The 8,021-nt window shown below is 38.6% G+C and carries 8 protein-coding genes and 1 other annotated feature; all 8 genes read right to left on the reverse strand.

The genetic code is table 11. The annotated features are described in order from the left end of the window. Window positions 1-110: 110 nt before the first annotated feature. Window positions 111-1,790 (reverse strand): dihydroxy-acid dehydratase, encoded by a 1,680-nt coding sequence (locus LI164_RS15195; RefSeq protein WP_117657964.1) that lies wholly within the window; start codon window positions 1,788-1,790, stop codon window positions 111-113. 299 nt (window positions 1,791-2,089) lie between these two features. After that, entirely contained in the window at window positions 2,090-2,776 is a 687-nt protein-coding gene (locus LI164_RS15200; protein ID WP_227087354.1) for a FadR/GntR family transcriptional regulator, read from the reverse strand. 213 nt (window positions 2,777-2,989) lie between these two features. After that, window positions 2,990-4,006, reverse strand: coding sequence for a LacI family DNA-binding transcriptional regulator (locus LI164_RS15205; RefSeq protein ID WP_117657965.1), 1,017 nt, complete (start codon window positions 4,004-4,006; stop codon window positions 2,990-2,992). A gap of 21 nt (window positions 4,007-4,027) precedes the next feature. Continuing rightward, complete coding sequence (gene rbsK / locus LI164_RS15210; RefSeq protein ID WP_021841946.1) at window positions 4,028-4,918, reverse strand: ribokinase; 891 nt, start codon at window positions 4,916-4,918, stop codon at window positions 4,028-4,030. Window positions 4,919-5,114: 196 nt separating this feature from the next. Then, window positions 5,115-6,089 carry a hypothetical protein gene (locus LI164_RS15215; protein ID WP_029732443.1) on the reverse strand — a complete coding sequence of 325 codons (975 nt, stop codon included), beginning with the start codon at window positions 6,087-6,089 and terminating at the stop codon, window positions 5,115-5,117. A 350-nt stretch (window positions 6,090-6,439) separates the two neighbouring features. Further along, window positions 6,440-6,814 (reverse strand): 50S ribosomal protein L7/L12, encoded by a 375-nt coding sequence (gene rplL, locus LI164_RS15220; RefSeq protein ID WP_005338550.1) that lies wholly within the window; start codon window positions 6,812-6,814, stop codon window positions 6,440-6,442. An 89-nt stretch (window positions 6,815-6,903) separates the two neighbouring features. After that, the gene (gene rplJ / locus LI164_RS15225) at window positions 6,904-7,440 is read right to left on the reverse strand and encodes a 50S ribosomal protein L10 (protein WP_005332105.1); all 537 of its coding nucleotides are present in this window, start codon (window positions 7,438-7,440) and stop codon (window positions 6,904-6,906) included. A 45-nt stretch (window positions 7,441-7,485) separates the two neighbouring features. Next, window positions 7,486-7,632, reverse strand: a sequence feature (ribosomal protein L10 leader region). 199 nt (window positions 7,633-7,831) lie between these two features. Then, window positions 7,832-7,924, reverse strand: a complete 93-nt coding sequence (locus LI164_RS15230) for a putative holin-like toxin (RefSeq protein ID WP_227087355.1) — start codon at window positions 7,922-7,924, stop codon at window positions 7,832-7,834. Between the last annotated feature and the right edge of the window lie 97 nt (window positions 7,925-8,021).

An 8,021-nucleotide genomic window follows, 5' to 3' on the forward strand; every position in this document is an offset into this window, starting at 1 on the left:
AAATATAGAGTTATCAAGGTTCAGCACACCTTATTGGTGTGGGAAGTTTGAGTTAAATACTAAAAAAGCTCCTGACATTTTTATCCTCCTTTATATCTTTCTTTTCGGATTTACATTTCATTTCTAGTTGCTATATATGCCCCTTTAGATGCCGTTGCAACATTTTTTCTATATTGATAAAGGCATCCTTTTACCGGCTCAACTTCTTTTCTTGTTTTTTCTTTCCGTCTCAGATCAAAATCAACCTCTGCTTCAATTGTACCATTTAACACATCTACAGTAATCACATCTCCATCCTGTAAATATGCAATCGGTCCATCATCCAAAGCCTCTGGACATATATGGCCAACAAAACATCCATTATTGGAACCGGAAAATCTACCATCCGTGATCACACATACCTTGCTTCCAAGATTCATTCCTACCAACACTTTCATAACCTTATACATTTCTGGCATTCCAGGTCCACCTTTAGGTCCCTCATTGCGAATTACAACAACTTCTCCACCATGCACTTGTTTTGCTCTAATTCCACTCAATGCATCCTGCTCGCTTTCATATATTTTCGCCGGACCTCTGAATAGAAGTGTGCTTTCCGGAATTGCAGACGGCTTTGTTACCGCACCATCCGGTGCAACATTTCCTTTTAATACTGCTATTCCACCACGACTATGCACTGGATTTTTGAAACTTCTTATTACATCTGGATTTTTGTTTTGAAATTTTTCAATATTTTCCTTTGAAGTACATCCTGTACATGTTATACCATTCAAATCTAATATCGTTGCTAATTCCTTCATCATAACCGGAATTCCTCCGGCTTCATAAAAATCTAATAAGGTATATTGTCCGGCTGGAATCATTGGAACCATATGCGGAACAGACATACTCACTTTACCAAACTCAAAAATATCCAAATCAACATCCGCTTCATAAGCAATTGCCAACAAATGTAAAACTGCATTTGTTGACCCTCCAATTGCAGAATTGACTTTTATGGCATTCAATATTGCATCTTTTGTTATGATATCTTTTATACAGATATCCTTCTTTAAAAGATTCATTACCGCTTTACCGCTTTCAAACGCAATACCCTGCCTTCTACTATACACTGCTGGAATGGTTGCACTTCCCGGTAAAGAAATCCCCATAACTTCCGCCAGACAACACATCGTATTCGCGGTTCCAAGCATTGCACAGGAACCAATTGTTGGCACTGCATTATTTTCAATCCAATCAAATTCTTCTTGTGTAATTGCCCCACTTTTTAACGCTCCTTCTGACTGCTGAATAATAGAATGGTCAATATATTCCCCTCCATAAGGATTTCCTTCTCGCATTCTTCCCGGGAGTGTAGGCCCTCCATTTACAAATACCGTTGGCAAATTTACACGAAGTGCACCAAGCAACATTCCTGGAACTATTTTATCACAAGAACCGATAATAACCAGACCATCAAGTCTGTGTGCCTCCACCATTGCTTCAATATCATCCGCAATCATTTCGCGTGTAGGAAGAATATACTGCATTCCTTTATGGCTCATCGCCACGCCATCACAGGCACCTATTGTTCCAATTTCTACCGGCGTACCGCCTGCAGCATAAATTCCTTCTTTCACTCTTTGCGTTAACTGTTTTAACACAATATGCCCCGGACAAACCTCATTGAAAGCAGTCACTACAGCTATAATTGGATTTTCTAATTCAGCCCCAGTAAAACCTGACGATTTATATAGCGCTCTCACATTTGCCCATTCTGCTCCATTTAAAATATCACTACTTCTTCTCATTTTTCTCCTTCCTCATCTTATAGTCTTATCTTCATATCATCATGTCGTATGATGTCTTTAATTATATAGTTTTGTATTTGAATTTTCAATTGGGATTATCACAAAACATTTCCACTATTTTTTGTAAAACATATACAAAAAAAAACGCTCCTTTTTGAAATTACACCTTTCAACAAAAAAATCCCAAGTGAACTGCAAAATCTTTCAACCCTGCAATTCACTTGGGATTTTTAATTAACTTGTAAGTCTCCAAAAAACCAATACACTTTAAACTATCATTTTCAACTTTCTTTTCCGTATTATTTTTTCTTTAACAATTCGAGATTTTCTCGATTTTCCTTCATATGTGCTTTCATCGCTTCATATGCCGCATCAGAGTCATGATTCCGAATCGCATCTACTACTTTCTGATGTGTAATAACTGCAGTACCTGCCAATTCATGATTCGTTAAGTCTACATAAATCGATACACCTTGTGCAATTAATGGAATGATTTGTTCTACAACAGAATTACCTGTAACACTTGCAATTTTTGTATGAAATTCAACATCACGTTCACTGTAATTTTCACCATTTATAATCATATGTTCCACTTCACTACAAAGCCTTTGTAATTCCTCTATATCCTTATCCGTTGCTTTTTGGGCAGCAATTTCTGCAATTTGTGGTTCCAACATAGCACGAAAATCGCTTAAATCTTCTGCAAGTTTTTTTTTATCCGATGCAAATCTAAATCCTAAAGGATCTCCTACCTTTCCAATGTTATCACATACAAACGTGCCTTTTCCTCTTCGTATCTCTACTACATTTCTGGATTCCAATATCTTAATTGCTTCGCGGACAGTTCCTCTTCCAACACCCAATTTTTCTACCATATCCATCTCATTTGGAAGCTTCTCCCCCGGAGTCCAGCGATTTTCAATAATCAACTGTTCAATATTATCTGCTGCTTGCTCTGCCAAAGAACGGCTTTCAAGTTTCTCCACTTATATTCCTCGCTCTCTATTCGTTTAGCGTCTCATTTTATAACTCATATCTATTTTTCTTGCTTTTTCCTTTGAGTATATCTTCAATTTTCGCGAATGTCAATAAAATCCTCCCTTGTGTTTCCGCAGTTTTATCCACAACTGCATTATCATCCTTATGCTGTTATAAATAACTTTTAAATCATCCATTTTTTGATTAGATTTTGCAGAAACTCAAGAATCTTCCGAGTCCACACACATCACCATGTTTTTTTCTTTTGTCGTCTCCCGTTTCACCAATTCAACTCCAAATACATTTTCTTTTTCATAGGGTTCTTTATTCACTGCTTTGATGATAATCTCCGCAGCCAAATGTCCCATTTCACGAATTGGCTGGTGAATAGTCGTCAGCTCTGGAATAAATAGTTTTCCAAATCCGACATCATCGAATCCAACAAGCTGGATTTCCTGGGGAATTTTTTTCCCGTGCCGCGTAAAAACTTTGTATACTGACATCGCCACAATGTCATTGCCGGCAATCACGCCATCCGCTTCTGGATATTTTTTCAAAATTTCTTCTGCGGCGCGAAGTCCGCTTTCATAATCATAGCAGCAATCCACAATTCTTTCTTTTAATCCATATTTTTTACACACATCCGCGTATCCTTTATACCGTTTACGACCACTGGAATATCCGGTCGGTTCCTTCATGCAGACAATCTTTTTAGATCCACATTCCAACAAATGTTGTGTTGCCAGACAGCCACCTTGATAATTATCTGCTTCAACAAATGCATGTTCTCCGATATTATCCAGCTTGCAATCTACAAGCACAGCCGGAACCGGACAATTCTTTAAAATCCTTCCAGTTTCCGCACAGTTTGTCGTTATGATAATTCCATCTGCCTGTAACTGCTGGAACATCTGGATATTTGCCATCTCTTTTTCCAGATCATCGCCAGAATTGCAGAGCATAATCCGATATCCATTTTTATACGCTTCGTCTTCCACAGCCTTTGCCAGTTCACTAAAGAAAGGATTTTCAATATCCGGCACAATGGCTCCGATCATCTTCGATGATTGCTTATATAGCGCTCTTGCCAGTTCATTTGGACGAAATCCAGTCTCTTCAATGGCAGCTTCTACTCGTTTACGCTTCTCTTCGTTCACTTTCGCCGTTCCATTCATAACGCGGGATACCGTCGCCGGAGACACACCGGCAATTCGGGCAACTTCTCTTATACTCGTCACTTTTCACTATTCTCCACAGTCTTATTTTTCAACTAATTCGTCTTCAACTTCTTCTGCTGTCGGCATTCCTGTCTGTGCACCGAATTTCTCCGTGGAAAGGCTTGCCGCTACATTCGCATAAGTAAGAGCACTCTTCATATCATCACCTGCTGCAATTCTTACAGAAAATGCCCCATTCAGCGTATCTCCTGCTCCTGTCGTATCCACTACATTTGCTTTTCTTGCCGGTACTGTCAGCACTTCTCCATTTTTCAGGCATGTAGACACTCCTCGGGATCCCTGTGTAATCACAAGCTTCTCCGGATACTTCTTCAAAAGATTTTCTGTACTCAACTCGTCTCCAAAAATCAGCACTGCTTCATGCTCATTTGGTGTCACGTATGTAACTTTGTCGATGATATCCATCGGCACTTCTGCTGCCGGTGCCGGATTCAGTACGACTGGAATATTTTTTTCGTAACAAAACTCTGCGATATAATGAACTGTCTCAAGCGGAATCTCATGCTGAAGAACTACCATGTCATATTTCACCAGTTCATCTTTGATTCCATCTACATAAGCCTTGTCAACTTTCCCATTTGCTCCCGGAACAACAATAATTGTATTGTCACTCTCACCAACTGTAATCATCGCAATTCCTGTCGGCACGCCTTCCAGAACCTGGATATGCTCTGTCTTTACGCCAACACGATTCAGATTGTCCAGCATTCTGCGTCCATTGTCATCATTACCAACGCAGCCGAACATCTCGACTTCAGCACCAAGCTTTGCCATCGCAACTGCCTGATTCGCACCTTTTCCACCCGGGATATAACTCAAACTGTCGCCCATCAATGTCTCACCTTTAAGCGGAATTCTCTCTGCTGTTACAGTCATGTCTGTGTTAATACTTCCTACAACTGCCAGTTTCATAACTCTTTCTCTCCTTTTCTTGTCTTTTTATTTATTCATGTCTTTTTCTCTTCTGTTTGTGAAACGTGTTTCTGAAACCCGTTTCATTTATCTATATTATAGTAATAAAAAATACCGCCGTCAATTACATTTGGTAATCTCAGCGGTATTGCACACTTTTAGCAAAGTATTTTTATGCAACTTGCATATTTTTTTATTATTTTTCTTCTTGAGATGTTTTTATATACTCTTCTACTTCAGAATATATTGTTTCTGCTTCCTGATGTGACACATTTAATTCATCACTGATTTGATTGATAATCTGTTCTTTCTCTGCATGATACTTTTGAGCGGTCTTAACTATTCCAATCGCAATTCCATTTTCCCGACTTTCTTCTCGTTCCATCCTCATATGTTTTTCTTCATCATACTCAAATATGCTCACTCTTAACACCTCTGCTCTATTCTTCCTTAAAAACTCTGCAAGAATACCTTTTTTGATACATTCGTCAATTGCTTTTTCCACTGCTTCCGGGAATGGTATTTGCTGCTGATATTTGCGAACTGCATCCACAAATTTCACATATTGATATAATGTCGGACTTTTTTCTACCATTTCCTCATTATATCCAGGATTTATATTTATGAATCGGATCCTCAGTTCTAAATCCAATTCTTCAGATTTACTTTCATAAGCATCTGATAAACGCAAAACACTCTGTTCCGGCATCTTGTCTGTTCCATTATAGAATACTACAAATCTTGGTTCTGGTATCTTAATCAACTTCCGTCCATACAAATTATCCCCAAATACATACGCCATATAAACGCAAGCCACATATGCCAGATTCCGTAATGGCATGTTAGGATTCGGCGTTGATTGATGTTCATATAAAACCAACTGTGTTCCCAATATAAATGACACATCATTCTTCATACCTAAATAAACTGCATTTTCCAACGTTGTTATAATCAGTTCGTCTGGATTGTCGTACGAAGTTCCATTCATAGCGTTGTAAACTTCCAGTGCTACTTTGGGTTCCTTCAGCAACATTCGGAACACCCGGTCTTTGTACTCGCGATTTGGATACCCAAATACTTGTGCCATTTTCTTAAAGGCTTTTTCCATATTTTGTGAGATTCTTCTGTTATCCGTTTTTCTGTCCCTTACTGCCTTCATACTTTTTGTCATTCAGTATCCTCCTTCTTCTGTGTTCGAAAGGACTCTCCTCCTGACTGTTTCTAAGTTTTCTAAGAATCCCTTCTGCTTGTTCATCGTGGTAATTCAAGCATTGAAAATTCCTAGAAAATATATTGAAAATAGAAATGGTACAAACCTTCAAGATCTTGGAAATATAATGCTTGAAAAGATTGTACCATAGTTGATATATCATGTCTAGATATTTTTTACAAATTAATATAGTCAGAATTGTAGCTAGACTTTGTATTTATAAATCTCCAGAAAAGCAAAAAAATTTCCCTGAATTGCACAAAAAAAGACCGCCCCTTTTGGAACGGTCTTTAAAATTCTGAAGTCTGAAATTATTTAAGGTTAACCTCTGCACCCTCAGCCTCAAGTTTAGCTTTGATGTCCTCAGCCTCTGCTTTGGAAGCACCCTCTTTAACTACCTTTGGAGCTCCGTCTACTAACTCTTTAGCTTCTTTCAGTCCAAGACCTGTGATCTCACGAACTGCTTTGATAACTTTAACTTTAGCTGCACCAGCGGATACAAGCTCTACGTCGAACTCATCTTTCTCCTCTGCTGCTCCACCCTCTGCTCCAGCTGCTGCTACTACAACACCTGCTGCTGCGGATACGCCAAATTCTTCTTCACAAGCTTTTACAAGATCATTTAACTCTAATACAGATAACTCTTTGATAGCATCGATAAATTCTGCTGTTGTTAACTTTGCCATTTTATTTTCCTCCATTTTTAACATTTTTATTATGAAATAGTTTTATGTCCGTCTCTGTGAGATCAGACAGGGGCGAGTATTATCTACTCTTACTCCTCTGTTGCAGCTTCTTCTGCTGCTGGAGCTGCTTCACAAGCCTCAGCTCCACCCTGCTCTGCGATCTGATTAAGTACACGAGCAAGATTTGTGATAGGTGACTGTAAGCTTCCAAGCAATTTGGAAATAAGTACGTCTCTTGATGGAATCTTAGCTAACTCGTTAAGAGCGTTCACATCATAAAGAGTGCCTTCTACAACACCTGCTTTTAACTCAAGAGCCTTAGCATCTTTTGCGAAATTGCAAATGACTCTTGCCGGAGCTGTTGCATCGTCTTTAGAAATTGCGATAGCGCTTGGTCCTTCCAAGTGCTCATCTAAAGCAGCGAAATCAGTTCCTTCAAAAGCTCTCTTCATCATTGTGTTCTTACAAACTTTGTAGATTACACCTGCTTCTCTGAGCTGTTTACGAAGAGCTGTGTCCTCAGCAACAGTCAGTCCACGGTAGTCAACTAATACAACACTTGCTGCATCTTTGATGTCCTCTGCAATAGCCTGTACTACTGGTTGTTTTAATTCAACTTTTGCCACGAATGGTGCACCTCCTTATTAGATTTTGGGTTATACACCGCCGATAGATATAAAATAAAACCTCTATATCCTAAGACAATAGAGGTTTGCAAATCATACATTTTGTATCGATCATCCCTCGGTAGGCGTCCTTGTATTCTGTCCTTACGTGCATCGCACACCTACTGTCTTCGGCAGTCCTTGAATAGATTATCATACACTCTTGCGTTTGTCAACTATTTTTTCGTATTAAATATCCTTTTCCCGCAATTCACAGATTATCAATCTCCTCTTGCGCCATATTTTCAAATATGATATGTTAAAAATATGAAAAGGGAAACCGCAAGCGGCTATCCAATAATATAATTAACTATTATTTTAACAGCCGTCAACTATTGGTAGTAGTTGGCGGCTATTTTCTTTTATCCTTGAAAATCTCATAGCAAAGACCAACAAGGGCAACAATGAATATATAAAACTGAATCAAATCAGAATATGTAACCATTATATCGCCGTTACTGAAAACTTATAAAAAGTTATAAACTTTTATGTTTCATTCCTACTTCAACGAGTATGCTTTTGATGATATAAATATCTATCTA

It is taken from the genome of Dorea sp. 210702-DFI.3.125, from assembly GCF_020560945.1.
GTDB lineage: Bacteria > Bacillota > Clostridia > Lachnospirales > Lachnospiraceae > Dorea > Dorea formicigenerans.